Here is a 15519-nt window from a genome sequence, read left to right as displayed (position 1 = left end):
CAACCGTTTCCCTTCGGCGTACGTCAAGTTGAGCGAGGGGGCGGGTACATGCCCCACATCAGGATGACCGGCCATTCTGATGGCGTACAAAGACCCACCGCCCGGTTGCCCCGCCCTTTTGTACCCCCCCTAAACTGAACCTCCAGCACAGGTGGCTACACGCTCGAAAGGCGCCCCCGTGTCCATCGACAACTCCCCTGACGGCAACATCCCCGAAGACGAGCGCCCGTTCGAAGAGCACCATGAAGAAGGTCCCTCGGTCGGCCGTGCTCTGCAGCAGGCCCGCATCGAGGCCGGACTGACCGTCGACGACGTCAGCAACGCGACCCGGGTCCGTATCGCCATCGTGCACGCGATCGAACAGGACGACTTCAGCCCCTGTGGCGGTGACGTCTACGCGCGCGGTCACATCCGGACCCTGGCCCGCGCCGTACAGCTCGACCCGGTCCCTCTGCTGGCCCGCTACGACGCCGAACACGGTGGGCGTCCCGCACCGACCCCGGCCGCCCCGCTCTTCGAGGCGGAACGTATCCGTCCGGAGCGTCGCGGGCCGAACTGGACCGCGGCCATGGTCGCGGCGATCGTCGCCGTGATCGGCTTCGTCGGGTTCACCGCGATCAAGGGCAGCTCGGACGACGGCACGAAGTCGAATGTCGCCGAGGGCTCCACGCCCACCACCGGCAAGTCGCCCGTCTCGGCCAGTCCCAAGATCAGCAAGCCCGCCGACCCGAAGCCCGAGCCTTCCGACAGCGCCATCGCGGCCGCCCCGCAGGACAAGGTGACCGTCCAGGTCAGTGCCCCCGACGGGCGCAGCTGGATCTCCGCCAAGGACCACAACGGCCGGCTGCTCTTCGACGGCCTGCTCAAGCAGGGCGAGTCGCAGACCTTCCAGGACAAGTCGAAGATCGACCTCGTCCTCGGCGACGCGGGCGCGATCCAGCTGTACGTGAACGGCAAGAAGATCGACGACCAGTTCCAGTCGGGGCAGGTCGAGCGGCTGACCTACACCAAGGGCGATCCCGTCGTCGGTTAACGGGCCCGAGGTACAGGCGTGGACGGGGTTGGCCAAGATCGGCCAACCCCGTCGACGTGGGCTGTCAGTGAGACAAAGTAGTCTTGAGCCCATGCCTGAACGCCGTACCGTCGCACTCGTCACCCTTGGCTGCGCCCGTAACGAGGTGGACTCGGAGGAGCTCGCAGGCCGCTTGGAGGCGGACGGCTGGCAACTCGTGGAGGACGCCGAGGACGCGGACGTCGCCGTCGTCAACACCTGTGGCTTCGTCGAGGCCGCCAAGAAGGACTCCGTCGACGCCCTCCTCGAAGCCAATGACCTCAAGGGTCAGGGCAGAACCCAGGCCGTGGTCGCGGTGGGCTGCATGGCCGAGCGGTACGGCAAGGAGCTCGCCCAGGCCCTTCCCGAAGCCGACGGCGTGCTCGGCTTCGACGACTACGCGGACATCTCCGACCGCCTCCAGACCATCCTGAACGGCGGGATCCACGCCTCGCACACCCCGCGCGACCGGCGCAAGCTGCTGCCGATCAGCCCGGCCGAGCGGCAGAGCGCCGGCGAGGAAGTGGCCCTTCCCGGCCACGGCGCCCCCTCGGACCTGCCGGAGGGCGTGGCCCCGGTCTCCGGCCCCCGCGCGCCGCTGCGCCGCCGCCTGGACGGTTCGCCGGTCGCCTCGGTGAAGCTCGCCTCCGGCTGCGACCGGCGATGCTCCTTCTGCGCCATCCCGTCCTTCCGCGGCTCCTTCATCTCCCGGCGCCCCAGCGACGTACTGAACGAGACCCGCTGGCTGGCCGAGCAGGGCGTCAAGGAGGTCATGCTGGTCTCCGAGAACAACACCTCGTACGGCAAGGACCTCGGCGACATCCGTCTGCTGGAGACGATGCTTCCCGAGCTGGCCGAGATCGACGGCATCGAGCGGGTGCGGGTCAGCTATCTGCAGCCCGCCGAGATGCGCCCCGGCCTCATCGACGTCCTGACCTCGACGCCGAACATCGCGCCCTACTTCGACCTGTCCTTCCAGCACTCCGCCCCCGACGTGCTGCGCTCGATGCGCCGCTTCGGCGACACCGACCGCTTCCTGGAGCTGCTCGACACGATCCGCTCCAAGGCCCCGCAGGCCGGCGTGCGGTCGAACTTCATCGTGGGCTTCCCCGGGGAGAGCGAGGCCGACCTCGCGGAGCTGGAGCGGTTCCTCACCCATGCGCGTCTCGACGCGATCGGTGTCTTCGGGTACTCCGACGAGGACGGCACGGAAGCGGCGACGTACGACAACAAGCTGGACGAGGACGTCGTCGCCGAGCGCCTCGCGCGGGTGTCCCGGCTGGCCGAGGAGCTGGTCGCGCAGCGCGCGGAGGAACGCGTCGGCGAGACCGTGCAGGTGCTGGTGGAGTCCCTCGACGACGAGGACGGCGCGTACGGCCGCGCCGCCCACCAGGCGCCCGAGACGGACGGACAGGTGCTGTTCACGAGCGGCGAAGGTCTGACCGTGGGCCTTATCGTCGAAGCCAAGGTGGTCGGCACGGAAGGTGTCGACCTGGTGGCCGAACCGCTCCTGGGTTCGCTCCCCGTTACCGAGGAGGCGGGCAGATGACCGGAGTCCCGGCATCCGCGGCGGGCGGCTCCCCCAGCGCGAAAGGCGCGGCGGGCGCTCCCGGCGTTCCGGGGGACTCCAAGCCGGCGCGGGGCGGGAAGCTGGGCGCTGCGGCCGTCAACCAGGCCAGCCTCTGGAACATCGCGAACATCCTGACCATGATCCGGCTGGTCCTGGTGCCCGGCTTCGTGGCACTGATGCTGGCCGACGGCGGGTACGACCCCGTCTGGCGTGCCTGGGCCTGGGCGGCTTTCGCCGTCGCCATGATCACCGACATCTTCGACGGACACCTGGCGCGCACGTACGACCTGGTCACGGACTTCGGGAAGATCGCCGACCCCATCGCGGACAAGGCGATCATGGGCTCGGCGCTGATCTGCCTCTCCTATCTGGGTGATCTTCCGTGGTGGGTGACGGGCGTGATCCTCGGGCGTGAGCTCGGTGTCACCCTGCTGCGCTTCGTGGTGATCCGGTACGGCGTCATTCCGGCCAGTCGCGGCGGCAAGCTGAAGACCCTGGCGCAGGGCACGGCGGTCGGCATGTACGTCCTCGCGCTGACGGGGGGACTGGCCACCCTCAGGTTCTGGGTGATGGCCGTCGCGGTCGTCCTGACCGTCGTCACCGGGCTCGACTACGTGAGGCAGGCCATGGTGCTGCGCAGGAGTGGAATCGCCGCACGGCAGGCGGCCGCCGCGGAGGCCGAGCGGTGAGTCCTGAGGCCGCCGAGGTCCTGCGACTACTCACGGTGAGGGGCGAGACGCTCGCCGTGGCCGAGTCGCTGACCGGCGGTCTGGTGGCCGCGGAGATCACCGCGACGCCCGGCGCCTCCCGCGCCTTCCGGGGCTCCGTGACCGCGTACGCCACCGAGCTCAAGCACCGGCTGCTGGGCGTCGACGCCACCCTGCTGGCCGAGCGGGGGGCGGTGGATCCGCAGGTCGCGGCCCAGATGGCGGCCGGAGTGCGCAAGGCTCTCGGCGCGGACTGGGGGATCGCGACCACCGGTGTCGCGGGTCCCGAGCCCCAGGACGGACAGCCGGTCGGCACGGTCTTCGTGGCCGTCGACGGCCCCTCCGAAGCGACGTTTCCCGCCATCGAGAGCGGGAAAGTGATCCGGCTGCGGTTGAACGGTGACCGGGCGGAAATCCGTATGGAGAGTGTACGCAGCGTACTCGCACTGCTCCTGAGGGAGCTCGCGGGCGAACAGACCGGGAATGGGCGGGCACAGGATACGGAACAGAACGGGGGGACTTGATGTTTGCAGCCCTGAGTGAACACGACATCGCTCCCCGCACGGCCGCGGCGCGAGGCGGTACGGTGGGGCGTGAAGGATGCGGCTACGCGGTCCGAGGAGGGAGCCACCGATGATTCTGCTCCGTCGCCTGCTGGGTGACGTGCTGCGTCGGCAGCGCCAGCGCCAGGGCCGTACTCTGCGCGAAGTCTCCTCGTCCGCCCGAGTTTCACTCGGCTATCTCTCCGAGGTGGAGCGGGGGCAGAAGGAGGCATCCTCCGAGCTGCTCTCCGCCATCTGCGACGCGCTGGACGTACGGATGTCCGAGCTCATGCGGGAAGTGAGTGACGAACTCGCTCTCGCCGAGCTGGCACAGTCTGCAGCGGCCACCGACCCGGTGCCTGCACCGGTGCGCCGTCCGATGCTGAATTCCGTGTCGGTCACCGGTGTGCCACCGGAACGGGTCACGATCAAAGCGCCAGCCGAGGCGGTCGACGTCGTCGCCGCCTGACGCTCACGAGTTCGCGCTCATGAGCTGAGCACGCTTGCACGAAGGCCCCGGCCGGGGTTGTTCCAGGGAGATCTGGAGCAGGTCAGGCCGGGGCCTTCGTTTTTCTTCGAGTGACCCGAATTGTGCGTTTATGTCATGGTTAGTGGGCTGTGCTGTATCGAGTCGTGCCAGGAGAGTCGGAGGATTCGGATGTACGTCGTGAAGAGCCCGTTGGCGGACGCGGACCTGAAGACGGTGTCCGAGGCTTTGCAGGGAGCGCTGGTCGACCTGGTGGACCTGTCGCTCGTGGCGAAGCAGATCCACTGGAACGTCGTCGGACCGCGCTTCCGTTCGGTCCACCTCCAGCTCGACGAGGTCGTGGACACCGCGCGGCTGCACTCCGACACCGTGGCCGAGCGCGCCTCGACGCTGGGTGTCCCGCCCGACGGGCGGGCCCGGACCGTGGCCGCGGACAGCGGCATCGGCACGACCCCGGACGGCTGGGTCAAGGACACCGACGCCGTGGGGGCGCTCGTCGACGCGCTGGGCGCCGTGATCACCCGGATGCGGGCGCGGGTGGGGTCGACCGGCGAGGCGGATCCGGTGACCCAGGACATCTTCATCCAGATCACCGCCGATCTGGAGAAGCACCACTGGATGTTCCAGGCGGAGAACGGATGAGTGGGGGCGGACGCGAACGGCTCCGCATGTGCCCAGGGTGCGCCTCTGTGCCGTTGGTGCGCCCTGTTCATCTGTAAGGGCGCGGGTCTAGCTTCGGGCTGGAGGTGGGCACCATGGCAGGGCGGATAGCGCGCTGGGGGGCGGCGCTGGTGCTCGGTGCGCTGTGGTGGTGGGGGGCGCTCCGGCTCGCGCTGGTGCCCGACGCGGGTGCGCTGGAAGGGGCGGTCGTCGCCGGCGGGTGGGGGCTGAGCCTGCTGCCGGTGCACTGCGTGCCCAAGCCGGAGATCACGCGTGCCGCCGCCGGCGCGCGGGCGGAACGGGAGCGCGGGAGGTGGCGGCGCGGGGCTACCACGGCATCGCGACGCCGCCGTTCGGGCGGAGGATCTGACCCGTCGTGAACGCCGAGGCGTCGCAGGCGAGGTGCAGCACCGCGTGGGCGACGTCCTCGGCCTCGCCGACCCGGCCCAACGGCGACAGACGTGCCATGACCGCCTCGGTGCGTGCCTGCGCCTCCCCGTGGCGGTCGGTCATCGGCGTACGTGTCCAGCCGGGCGCGACGGCGTTGACGCGGATGCCGTGCGGGCCGATCTCGGTGGCCAGCGTCTTCGTCAACTGCACGACGGCCGCCTTCGCGGCGCCGTAGCAGAGGAGCCCGCGCCCACCGGTGTCCACGGCGCCCGACGCCATGGTGACGATGCTGCCGCGGATGTTCTGCTCGATCATGAGGAGTGCCGCTTCCTGGCAGGAGTGGAGCACTCCCTTGAAGTTGACGGCCAGGACCCGGTCGAGGTCCTCGTCGCGCGTGTCCAGCACCTCGCTGCTGTGCATGATCCCGGCCACCGCCGCCATGACGTCGAGGCGTGGGCAGGACCTGACGGCCCGGCGGAGCCGCTCGCGGTCGGTGACGTCGAGGGTGTGATCGTGGGCCGCGCCGCCGCTGTCCCTGATGAGGGTGACCGTCTCGCGCAGGCCCTTGGTGTCCACATCCGCGCAGTGGACGGTGGCTCCCGCCTCCGCGAGCAGGACGGCCGACGCGCGCCCGATGCCGCCGGCGGCGCCGGTGACGAATGCGGTGCGTCCGGTGAGGTCGTACGCCTTCACGGCCATGAAGGGACGGTACGAGGGTTTCTGACGGTCCGTCAATTGGTCGGGCGTGAGGTCCTCGTACGGTGTTCGGTGGCGCCCGGTGTCCGGGGCGGGCCCGGTGGCGGGGTGGAGTCCGGTGTCCGGGTGGGGGCGGGTGTCCGGGTGTCCCGGCGGGGCCCCTGTGCCGGGGCCGGGCCGGGTGCGAGGGGGAAGCCGGGTGTCGGGGTGGGGCCCGACTGGCAGGCCGGGCACCAGTACGTGGGGCGTTCACGGGAGCCGTCGCCCTGGTCGGCACGCCGGATCGGGGCGCCGCAGCGCAGACAGGGACGGGGCGCCCGGCCGTACACGAAGAGGTTCTGGTCGTGGCGGCCCGTGGTGCTGCGGACCGGGCGCTCACGGTTGGCCTCCAGCAGCCTCTTGGCGAGGACGGGCAGCAGCGGCGTGCGGTCGGCGGGGAGCTCACCGACGGGGAGCCAGGGGGTGACACCGAGGAGGAAGCAGAGCTCGCTCTTGTACACATTGCCGATTCCGGCGAGGTTGCGCTGGTCGAGCAGTGCCTCGCCCAGGGAGCGGGTGGGGTCGTCGAGGAGGTTCGCCAGGGCCTGGGCGGGGTTCCAGTCGGGGCCGAGAAGGTCGGGTCCGAGATGGCCGACGGCCCGGTTCTCGTCGGTGGTGCGCAGCAGTTCCAGGACGGGCAGCCGGTACCCGACGGCCGTACGGTCGGCGGTGCCGAGAATGGCGCGGATCTGGTGGGCCGGACCGCCGCTCCAGCGCCGGCCGGGCGCGTAGACCTTCCAGGAACCGTCCATCCGCAGATGCGAGTGGAGGGTCAGACCACCCTCGATCCGGGTGAGGAGGTGTTTGCCACGCGGGGTGACGTCCAGGACGGTGCGACCGGTGAGGTCGGCGGTGGCGAACCGGGGGACCCTCAGGTCGGAGCGGGTCAGCACCTTGCCCGCGAGGGCGATGTGCAGCCGTCTCGCGGCCTGCCAGACGGTGTCTCCTTCAGGCATGCGTTCCAGGGTGGCACGGGTGTGGGCGGGATGCTCGGGTGTGGATGTGAGGCGGGATGCTCGGGTGCGGGTGCGGGTGCGGGTGCGGGTGCGGGTGCGGGTGCCGGTGCGGGTGTGCGGCGGGTCGGTGGTGGTCAGGCGCGCAGGCGCAGTCCGCGGGGGGTCGCGATGAAGCCCGCTCCTTCCAGAAGGGTGCCGATGGGGGAGGTCAGGGCGGAGGCGCCGTTCACGCGCTCCACCGTGACCGTGCCGAGGGAGCCCGCGCGGGCGGCTGCGGAGAGGGCCTCGGCCGCCGCGCCCAGCCGCGCGTCGTCCGTGACCGCGCCGTCGGGATCGGAGGGCCAGGCCAGCAGTGTCTTGCCGCCGCGCTCCATGTAGAGGGTCAGCTCGCCGTCGACGAGCACGACCAGGGAGCCCGCTTTGCGTCCCGGCTTGTGGCCGGCGCCGGTGGGCGGCTCGGGCCAGGCGAGGGCCGCGCCGTACGCGTTCGCGGGGTCGGCGGCCGCCAGGACGACCCCCTGGACGGTCGGGCGGTCGTACGGGCGGATGCGGTTCGGGGGCTGGAAGGCGGCGGGGTCGACCGCGGGGTGGGCGGAGGGCGTCGCGAAGGCGGCGTCGGCCGAGAAGCCGTGGTCGTCGGACGCGGCGAAACCCGCGCCGTCCGGGAAGTCGGAGAAGCCGGACAGACCGGAGAAGTCGGGGGAGCCCGCCGGGTCGAGGCCGTCCGGGGAGGCGGGGGCGCTCGCACGGTCGCGGCTTCCGGCCGCGTCGGGGGTGCGCGGGCGGCCGCGGTCGCCGGGGAAGCCGGGAGCGCGCCGCCGCGATCCACCCGGACCCGGGAAGCCGTTCGGGTCGGCGAAACCGCCGGCGCCGGGGAAGCCGCTCGGACCCGGGACACCGGGCGGGACGTCCGGGGCGGCCAGGGCTTCGCCGCGGTCCCGTGCGTTAGCCGCCGCGCGCAGCCGGTCGACCGCGCCGTCCATCGCGAACTGGGCGGCGCCGAGCCCCTCCACCACATAACCGCGGCGCGCCTGGCCACTGTCCTCGAAGGCGGACAGGATGCGGTACACGGCGGAGAAACCGCCCTCGACACCCTCCGCCGCGACCGCGCCCCGCGTCACCACCCCGTGCCGGTCGAGCAGGGTGCGGGCCAGGGCGTGGGCGCGCACGGTGGCGTCGGTCTCGCGCGCGGGGAGCAGCGACCAGCGGCCGGCCACGGTCGGGGGGCCGGTACGGGACTGGGGGCGGGCGCCACCGGTCAGGGAGCCGTAACGCCCGCGCGGGACCGTGCGCTTGGCCCGGTGGGCCGTGGAGCCGGCGGTGCGGCCCGAGCCGAGGAGGGCGCGCATCGGCGCGAGTGTGTCGTTCGTGAGCCGTCCGGACCACGCCAGGTCCCAGATCGCGTCGGCGAGTTGGGGGTCCGTGGCGTCGGGGTGCGTGGTGGCGCGGACCCGGTCGGTGATCTGACGGAAGAACAGGCCGTAACCCCCGGAGAGGGCGTCCAGGACCGACTGGTGCAGCGCGGTCGGTTCCAGGGGGTGGGGGGACGGCAGGAGCAGCGGGGCCGCGTCCGCGAGATACAGCGACACCCAGCCGTCCTTGCCGGGCAGCGCCCCTGCGCCCGCCCAGACCACCTCGCCGGCGGCGGTGAGCTCGTCGAGCAGCGCGGGAGCGTATCCGGAGACCCGGGAGGGCAATACCAGCTTCTCCAGGGCGGAGGCGGGCACCGAGGCACCCTGCAACTGCTCCACGGCGCGCACCAGTCCGTCGATGCCGCGCAGTCCGTGCCCACCGCCGACGTGCTGCCACTGCGGCAGGAACTGTGCGAGCGCGGCGGGCGGTACGGGCTCCAGCTCGTGGCGCAGGGCCGCGAGGGAACGGCGCCGCAGTCTGCGCAGTACGGCGGCGTCGCACCACTCCTGCCCGATGCCCGCCGGATGGAACTCGCCCTGCACGACACGGCCGTTCGCGGCGAGGCGTTGCAGCGCTCCGTCCGTCACGGCCGTGCCCAGGCCGAAGCGGGCGGCGGCCGTGGTGGACGTGAACGGGCCGTGGGTGCGGGCGTGGCGTGCGAGAAGGTCGCCGAGCGGATCCTTGACCGGCTCGGTGAAGGCCTCCGGGACGCCGACGGGCAGGGCCGTGCCCAGTGCGTCGCGCAGACGGCCGGCGTCCTCGATCGCCGCCCAGTGGTCGGCGCCGGCGATCCGGACCCGGATGGCGCGGCGGGCCGCCGCCAGCTCACCGGCCCATTGCGGCTCGGCGCCCCGCTCGGCCAACTCGGCCTCGGTGAGCGGTCCCAGCAGGCGCAGCAGGTCCGCGACGCCCTCGGGGTCCTTGACCCGCCGGTCCTCGGTGAGCCACTGGAGCTCGCGCTCCAACTCGGTCAGCACCTCGGCGTCGAGCAGTTCGCGCAGTTCGGCCTGGCCGAGGAGTTCCGCCAGCAGACGGGAGTCCAGCGACAGCGCGGCGGCCCGGCGCTCGGCGAGCGGCGAGTCGCCCTCGTACAGGAACTGGGCGACGTAGCCGAACAGGAGTGAGCGGGCGAAGGGGGACGGCTCGGGTGTCGTGACTTCGACGAGCCGCACCTTGCGGGACTCGATGTCGCCCATCAGTTCCGTGAGGCCGGGGACGTCGAAAACGTCCTGGAGACACTCGCGGACCGCTTCCAGGACGATCGGGAAGGACCCGAACTCGCTCGCCACCTGGAGCAGTTGGGCCGCGCGCTGACGCTGCTGCCACAGCGGGGTGCGCTTTCCCGGGCTGCGGCGCGGCAGCAGCAGCGCGCGGGCGGCGCACTCGCGGAAGCGGGCCGCGAAGAGCGCGGAGCCGCCGACCTGGTCGGTGACGATCTGGTTGACCTCGCCCTTGTCGAAGGCGACGTCCGACGCGCCCACGGGCGCCTGCTCGGAGTCGTACTCCGTGCCCGTCCTCGTGGGTTCCTGGTCGAGCAGGTCCAGGCCCATCAGATCGGCGTCGGGCAGACGCAGCACGATGCCGTCGTCGGCGTGCATCACCTGGGCGTCCATGCCGTAGCGCTCGGAGAGCCGGGCACCGAGCGCGAGGGCCCAGGGGGCGTGCACCTGGGCACCGAAAGGCGAGTGCACGACCACCCGCCAGTCACCGAGCTCGTCGCGGAACCGCTCGACGACGATCGTGCGGTCGTCCGGGATGTGACCGCACGCCTCGCGCTGTTCGGCGAGGTACGACAGCACGTTGTCGGCGGCCCACGCGTCGAGTCCCGCGGCGAGCAGCCGGAGCCGGGCGTCGTCCTTGGGCAGCGAGCCGACCTCGCGGAGGAACGCGCCGACCGCGCGGCCCAGTTCGAGCGGGCGGCCGAGCTGGTCGCCCTTCCAGAAGGGGAGCCTGCCCGGGACACCCGGTGCGGGAGAGACCAGGACGCGGTCGCGGGTGATGTCCTCGATGCGCCAGGAACTCGTGCCGAGGGTGAAGACGTCCCCGACGCGGGACTCGTAGACCATCTCCTCGTCGAGCTCGCCGACCCGGCCGCCGCCCTTCTTGGGGTCGGCCCCCGCGAGGAAGACCCCGAAGAGCCCCCGGTCGGGGATGGTGCCGCCGGAGGTGACGGCGAGACGCTGCGCCCCCGGGCGGCCGGTGACCGTACCGGCGACACGGTCCCAGACCACGCGGGGACGGAGCTCGGCGAAGGCGTCGGAGGGATAGCGGCCCGCGAGCATGTCGAGCACGGCGGTGAAGGCCGACTCGGGCAGCGAGGCGAAGGGGGCGGCACGCCGGACGGTGGCGAGCAGGTCGTCGACCTGCCAGGTGTCGAGGGCGGTCATGGCGACGAGCTGCTGGGCGAGCACGTCCAAAGGGTTGGCGGGAACCCTGAGGGACTCGATGGAACCGGTGCGCATCCGCTCGGTGACGACCGCCGCCTGGACGAGGTCCCCGCGGTACTTGGGGAAGACGACACCGGTGGAGACCGCGCCGACCTGATGGCCGGCCCGGCCCACGCGCTGCAGGCCGGAGGCGACGGACGGCGGGGACTCGACCTGGATCACCAGGTCCACCGCGCCCATGTCGATGCCGAGCTCCAGGCTGGAGGTGGCGACCACGGCGGGCAGGCGCCCCGCCTTGAGGTCCTCCTCGACCTGGGCCCGCTGCTCCTTGGAGACGGAGCCGTGATGGGCGCGGGCGATGACCGGGGGAGCCCCCTGGGCCGCGCCGGAGCCCCCCATGAGCTGGGCCGGGGCGTGGGCCTCCTCCAGGGGCTCCCCGGTCGCCCGCTCGTACGCGATCTCGTTGAGCCGGTTGCAGAGGCGCTCCGCCAGGCGTCGGGAGTTGGCGAACACGATCGTGGAGCGGTGGGACTGGACGAGGTCGGTGATCCGCTCCTCCACATGCGGCCAGATCGACGGCTTCTCCGCGCCCTCCTTGCCGTCGGCGACCGGGGAACCGGCCAGCTCGCCCAGGTCCTCCACCGGGACGACCACCGACAGGTCGAACTCCTTGCCCGAGGGCGGCTGGACGATCTCCACCTTGCGGCGGGGGGAGAGATAGCGCGCCACTTCGTCGACCGGACGGACCGTGGCGGAGAGGCCGATGCGGCGCGCGGGCCGCGGCAGCAGCTCGTCGAGGCGCTCCAGGGTGAGCGCCAGATGGGCTCCGCGCTTCGTGCCGGCGACCGCGTGCACCTCGTCCAGGATCACCGTCTCGATGCCCGTCAGCGCGTCCCGGGTCGCCGACGTCAGCATCAGGAACAGCGACTCGGGAGTCGTGATCAGGATGTCCGGCGGGCGGGTGGCCAGCGCGCGGCGCTCGGCTGCCGGGGTGTCACCGGAGCGGATGCCCACCTTCACCTCGGGCTCGGGAAGGCCCCGGCGCACCGACTCCTGGCGGATGCCGGTCAGCGGGCTGCGCAGATTCCGCTCGACGTCGACCGCGAGGGCCTTGAGCGGTGACACGTACAGCACCCGGCAGCGCTTCCTGGGGTCGGCCGGCGGCGGCGCGGAGGCCAGCTGGTCGAGCGCGGCGAGGAAGGCGGCCAGGGTCTTGCCCGAGCCGGTCGGGGCGACCACCAGCACGTCCGAGCCCTCACCGATGGCTTTCCACGCCCCGGCCTGGGCCGCGGTGGGCGCGGAGAACGCCCCCGTGAACCAGCCGCGGGTCGCGGGGGAGAAGCCGTCGAGGGCTCGGTGTGCGGAGCTGACCATGCGTCCATCCTGCACCTCGCCACTGACAATCGCCCTGACCTGCGCGGATGCGGAAGCCAAGGGTGTGGCGAGGGGCGTGGCGAGGGGGTGCCGTGCGGGGTGTGGCGAGAGGCGCGGCGCGGGTGCGCGGGATGGTCGGCGTCCGGTCGTGGCGTCGCGGAGAATGAGGAGATGGCGGGTTCGGGACAGGAGAGGGCACGACACTGGCAGTACGCGGAACTGCCGGGTGTCGACCTGTTGCGCGCCCGCTTCGTCGAGAAGGTCTTCGTGCGGCACACCCACGAGAACTTCGTGATCGCCGCCATCGCCGACGGCGTCGAGGTCTTCCACCACGGCGGAGCCGACCAGTACGCGGGCCCGGGCACCCTCGCGCTGGTCAACCCCGACACCACGCACACGGGCCGGGCGGGCGTCCCCGAGGGCTGGCGGTACGGGGCGGTGTACCCGTCCCCCGGGCTGATGGCCGAGATCGCCGCCGAGACCACCACGATCCGAGGCACCCCCGGATTCACCCGCCCGGTGCTCGACGACCCGTACTCCGTGAGCCTGGTCCACGAGGTGCTCCGGGCCGCCGAGGAGGGCAACGGGCTCGCCGCCGACACCCTGCTGAGGGTCGCCGTGACCCGACTGCTCCGTCTGAACGGGGGCCCGCTGCCACAGCGCGCCGTACTCACCGCCGGTTCCCGCGTCGCCGCTCGCGCGCGTGCCGTGCTGGAGGAGCGGATGGCCGAGCCCCCGACCCTTGAGCGGCTCGCCACCGGCCTCGGCACCAGCCCGTTCGCCCTGCTGCGCGCCTTCCGTGACACCTACGGCATGCCGCCGCACACCTGGCTCACCGACGCCCGGGTCCGCAGGGCACGCCGGCTCCTGGACACCGGTTCCGCGCCCGCGGAGGCGGCCGTCGCCGTCGGTTTCACCGACCAGCCCCATCTGAACCGCCACTTCACCCGGATCGTGGGTGTGCCCCCGGGCGCCTACCAGCGTGAGCGCAAGAACGTACAAGACGCCGAGCGGGGGCCGTACCTACTGTCCGGGGTGTGGCAGAACAGACAGCTCACGCAGCGACACACGGGAAAGGAGACGGCGGAAAACCCGACGCCGTCGTCGTCCGGGACGCCCTGGGAGTCGGGATCGCCGTCGGACTGTCCGGTTTCGCCTTCGGGGTGACCTCGGCGGGCGGCGGACTCACGGTGGCGCAGACCTGTGCGCTCAGCCTCCTGGTGTTCACCGGCGCCTCGCAGTTCGCGCTCGTGGGCGCTCTCGCGAGCGGCGGCAACCCGCTCACCGCGGCCGCCGGCGCCTTCTTCCTCGGTGTGCGCAACGCCTTCTACGGACTGCGTCTGTCGCAGTTGCTGGCCCTCCCGCGCGCGGTGCGTCCGTTCGCCGCGCAGTGGGTGATCGACGAGACCACGGCCGTGGCGCTGGCCCAGCCGACCCGCCGCAGCGTCCGGATCGGCTTCACCGTCACCGGGCTCAGCCTCTACACGCTGTGGAACCTGACCACGCTCCTGGGCGCCGTCGGGGCCGACGCCATCGGGGACACCGACGCGTGGGGGCTGGACGCCGCCGGACCCGCCGTCTTCCTCGCGCTGCTCGCACCGATGCTGAAGACCACTATGGAGCGCGCGGTCGCCGTCGCCGCGGTCGTCCTGGGGCTCGGTCTGCTCTCCGTGCTGCCCGCGGGAGTCCCGGTGCTGGTGGCGGCGCTGGCCGCTCCCGCGGCCCTCTACGTGGAGGGCCGCCGGCGTCCGGGGAGCGGCGGCCGTCCGGGGACCGGCCACGGCGCACCGGGGGAGGGCCGTTGACCATCTGGATCGCGATCGGTGTGACCGCTGTGGGCTGCTACGTCGTCAAACTCACCGGGCTGCTCGTTCCGGCGGGCGTCCTGGAGCGTCCGCTCGTCAGGCGGCTCGCCGCCCTGTTGCCCGTCGCCCTGCTGGCTGCGCTCACGGCGCAGCAGACCTTCGCCGACGGGCGCCTCCTGGTCGTGGACGCGAAGGCCGCCGGACTCGCCGCGGCCGCCGTGGCACTGCTGCTGCGCGCGCCCTTCCTGCTCGTGGTCGGCGCCGCGGTGGTCGTGACGGCGGGAGTACGGGCGATGACCGGCTGACGGCGCCCGCGACGACCGGCTGACGGCGCGGACGACGACCGGTGGCACCTGAGGCGGGCTGCTTCTGGGGCCCCGGCGCCCGCGACGGCCGGCGGACCGAACCCGCGACCCGCGGGGCCCGGGTCAGCCGATGGACCGACCGTGGGCCCGCAGGGTGCGCAGTGCCTCGATCGTCACCATGGGCCGGCACTCCAGGGCGGTCCCCGGTGCCCAGGCCCGCCAGCGGATCGGCCAGCCGCCGTCCTCCCGCTGCTCGTCCGCGAGGAAGTCGAGCGAGCGGGCCATCTCCTCGTCGGTGAACCACGCGCGCGCGAGCGAGCCCGGCGTCTTCGCGTAGTCGTACGGGAAGTGGTGCTCGCCCGGCGCGTAGCCGGAGGCCACCGGGAACGCGTCGAGGCGCTCCGGGTCCAGTACGGCGAGCCGTTGCTCGCGCACCAGCCGGCCGAGCCGGTCGGCGGCGGCCTCCGCGCGCGGGCGGTCGGGCGCCGAGTCCAGGAAGGCCACGGCCGCCTCGACCTCGTAGGGATGGGACTTCCCCAGGGAGTCGACCGCCTGCCAGCAGAAGTCGGTGGCCCGGAAGAGCCAGGCGTGCCACACCTCGTTGCGGTGCAGCAGGCCCACCACGGGCCCGGTGGCCAGCAGTTCGCTCGGCGGATCGTCGACGACCGGCACGAACGGGGCGTGGGGATATCCGCGCTGACCGGGACCGATCGCCGGCAGCGCGCCGTCCGCCGTCGAGACGGAGGTCAGATAGCGGCACACGCGGTCCACGCGCTGTCCGCCGCAGCGCCCGATCGAGTCGAGTACGCGCAGGGCGTGCGCCGTGTGCAGTGGCTGGCTGACCGGGCCGCGCAGATCGGGTTCGAGCGCGTGACCGTATCCTTCGTCCTCGTTGCGGTAGGCGGCCAGGGCGGTCTCGACCGCGTCGGCGCCGCCGTCGTCGCCGTTCAGGAAGTGGTACACGAAGCGGCGCTGCTCCAGCACGCGCGCCGTGAGCCAGACGAAGTGCTCGGCGCGCGAGAGCGGGGTGTGCGTCGGGGGCGTCGGGGGGAGTGGGGAAGCTCCGGTTTCGGCCATGCCTCAGACCGTAGGACGGAAAGCGGTCTCGGCAAGGGGTCCCGGCCGGGACCCACTCTC

Annotated in this window: 12 protein-coding genes and 1 pseudogene; 9 read left to right on the top strand and 4 right to left on the bottom strand. The window is 72.5% G+C overall.

Translation table 11 applies throughout. The features are described from left to right. Nucleotides 1-178 precede the first annotated feature (178 nt). The 6 genes from GFH48_RS11895 (at nt 179) to GFH48_RS11870 (ending at nt 4999) form a co-directional block, all read left to right on the top strand. Nucleotides 179-1033: a helix-turn-helix domain-containing protein gene (locus GFH48_RS11895; RefSeq protein WP_153288243.1), complete on the top strand. Its 855-nt coding sequence runs from the start codon at nt 179-181 to the stop codon at nt 1031-1033. A gap of 91 nt (nt 1034-1124) precedes the next feature. Further along, entirely contained in the window at nt 1125-2600 is a 1476-nt protein-coding gene (rimO, locus tag GFH48_RS11890; RefSeq protein ID WP_153288242.1) for a 30S ribosomal protein S12 methylthiotransferase RimO, read from the top strand. Further along, entirely contained in the window at nt 2597-3310 is a 714-nt protein-coding gene (gene pgsA / locus GFH48_RS11885) for a CDP-diacylglycerol--glycerol-3-phosphate 3-phosphatidyltransferase (protein ID WP_153288241.1), read from the top strand. The genes rimO and pgsA overlap by 4 nt, the downstream gene beginning before the upstream one ends. Next, entirely contained in the window at nt 3307-3852 is a 546-nt protein-coding gene (locus GFH48_RS11880) for a CinA family protein (protein ID WP_153288240.1), read from the top strand. Before pgsA ends, GFH48_RS11880 begins: the two co-directional genes overlap by 4 nt. A gap of 109 nt (nt 3853-3961) precedes the next feature. Further along, nucleotides 3962-4339: a helix-turn-helix domain-containing protein gene (locus GFH48_RS11875; RefSeq protein WP_148010798.1), complete on the top strand. Its 378-nt coding sequence runs from the start codon at nt 3962-3964 to the stop codon at nt 4337-4339. A gap of 189 nt (nt 4340-4528) precedes the next feature. After that, entirely contained in the window at nt 4529-4999 is a 471-nt protein-coding gene (locus GFH48_RS11870; protein WP_153288239.1) for a Dps family protein, read from the top strand. Nucleotides 5000-5344: 345 nt separating this feature from the next. On the opposite strand, the gene GFH48_RS11865 is transcribed toward GFH48_RS11870, so the two are convergent. The 3 genes and pseudogenes from GFH48_RS11865 to GFH48_RS11855 all read right to left on the bottom strand — a co-directional run bounded on the left by GFH48_RS11865 (nt 5345) and on the right by GFH48_RS11855 (nt 12272). Next, entirely contained in the window at nt 5345-6106 is a 762-nt protein-coding gene (locus GFH48_RS11865; protein ID WP_153288238.1) for an SDR family NAD(P)-dependent oxidoreductase, read from the bottom strand. 191 nt (nt 6107-6297) lie between these two features. Beyond that, a pseudogene (locus tag GFH48_RS11860) lies at nt 6298-7098 on the bottom strand (Fpg/Nei family DNA glycosylase); the annotation flags it as partial. Nucleotides 7099-7232: 134 nt separating this feature from the next. After that, complete coding sequence (locus GFH48_RS11855) at nt 7233-12272, bottom strand: ATP-dependent helicase (protein WP_153288236.1); 5040 nt, start codon at nt 12270-12272, stop codon at nt 7233-7235. 171 nt (nt 12273-12443) lie between these two features. Between GFH48_RS11855 and GFH48_RS11850 the strand changes: the two genes are divergently transcribed. Genes GFH48_RS11850 through GFH48_RS11840 form a run of 3 tightly spaced genes read left to right on the top strand, consistent with a single transcriptional unit; the run spans nt 12444 to nt 14382 of the window. Further along, nucleotides 12444-13439 carry an AraC family transcriptional regulator gene (locus GFH48_RS11850; RefSeq protein ID WP_228120528.1) on the top strand — a complete coding sequence of 332 codons (996 nt, stop codon included), beginning with the start codon at nt 12444-12446 and terminating at the stop codon, nt 13437-13439. After that, on the top strand, nt 13391-14077 hold the full coding sequence (locus GFH48_RS11845; protein ID WP_228121315.1) for an AzlC family ABC transporter permease: 687 nt from the start codon (nt 13391-13393) through the stop codon (nt 14075-14077). The genes GFH48_RS11850 and GFH48_RS11845 overlap by 49 nt, the downstream gene beginning before the upstream one ends. Beyond that, nucleotides 14074-14382, top strand: coding sequence for an AzlD domain-containing protein (locus tag GFH48_RS11840; protein ID WP_153288234.1), 309 nt, complete (start codon nt 14074-14076; stop codon nt 14380-14382). The genes GFH48_RS11845 and GFH48_RS11840 overlap by 4 nt, the downstream gene beginning before the upstream one ends. A 123-nt stretch (nt 14383-14505) precedes the next feature. Here GFH48_RS11840 and GFH48_RS11835 read toward each other — a convergent pair whose 3' ends face one another. Further along, complete coding sequence (locus GFH48_RS11835) at nt 14506-15459, bottom strand: hypothetical protein (RefSeq protein WP_153288233.1); 954 nt, start codon at nt 15457-15459, stop codon at nt 14506-14508. Nucleotides 15460-15519 lie beyond the last annotated feature (60 nt).

Origin of the sequence: Streptomyces fagopyri (assembly GCF_009498275.1) — a bacterium.
GTDB lineage: Bacteria > Actinomycetota > Actinomycetes > Streptomycetales > Streptomycetaceae > Streptomyces > Streptomyces fagopyri.
This window is presented reverse-complemented; position numbering and strand designations above follow the sequence as displayed.